Genomic DNA, 1,089 nt, shown 5'->3' on the forward strand with positions numbered 1-1,089 from the left:
ATGTTATTTATGATAAAAAATGATTGTTAGAAGAATCAATAGTCTTTATTAACGGTATGGATTACATAACGCCTTTTGATTAACTTTCTACTATCCCACTCTGTTAATAGTCCATAAACTCAACAAGCCAATATTTATACTCCACATTATAACGTTTGCACTCATTAAGATTAATGCGGTATTATCCAGTTCACCAAGTCGCACATTCATATCCTTATTATTTAATAATAGCACAGTTGTTATTCTTGTCTGCCAATCATATCTGCAAGGAATCTTTTCCCAATTATCTGAAATTTTATCTTATCTTCAGTACTCACATTTTGAAAATATAATATTAGTCCAAGCACAAACTCCTTATCGACATCTTCTACTTTACAACCTACTGCTTTAGACACTTCTGCGCCAAGGATGATCTTTAAGCGTGTCTCCGCACTCTTGGTCAAAGATTTTTCCTTGCTCTTTAGGCGATTCAGACGCATCTGTGCTGAAGCTATTTTTTGCTTTACTGTTTTTTCTGATCTTGGTTTTCTGTTTTTATCATTATCACTCATAATTACTTTTCCTTCTGGTTATTAAAAACATGAAATACAATTAAAAAAAGAAAAGGTCAAATCATAGACAGAAGGTTGAGCAGCGCAAGATGATTGCTCCAAACAATCACCCGCTGAACAGGCTTGCCCTGTTAATAATGGGATTCATCCCGAAAAATGGTGATTTGGTTTTAAAAATATGATGTCAGTAAGCTCATAATAAAATTATGCAACACAAACGAGTGCAACAGCTAACTTAAAATATCTAATACTCTCCCCGTTACTTATTTTATCAAATCAATGAAAACAATTTTACCTCTTGCTTTTTGACTCTGATTTCTGGTCTTAAGCTGTGAATTGTGCAACACATAAAAGTATTTATAATTTCACTATTTATCTTAAATTCTGCTTTCCCGCCTTACGGCGGGAGACTAATTTAACTACTTTTGCCCTTACGGGCGTTTTCTAAAAATCAGAATCCAATATTATTATCCTACCTCAACCGTTTATCCGATTCCTACCTTTTTAATTTCACAGTCTGTAAAACTAGAGTTATTAT

At 33.2% G+C, this 1,089-nt stretch carries 1 protein-coding gene; it reads right to left on the reverse strand.

Translation table 11 applies throughout. The annotated features are described in order from the left end of the window. Positions 1 to 239 precede the first annotated feature (239 nt). Positions 240 to 551, reverse strand: a complete 312-nt coding sequence (locus NNO02_RS23295; protein ID WP_271455879.1) for a conjugal transfer protein TraD — start codon at positions 549 to 551, stop codon at positions 240 to 242. Between the last annotated feature and the right edge of the window lie 538 nt (positions 552 to 1,089).

Source organism: Citrobacter sp. Awk 2, assembly GCF_028069815.1.
Taxonomy (GTDB): Bacteria; Pseudomonadota; Gammaproteobacteria; order Enterobacterales; family Enterobacteriaceae; genus Citrobacter.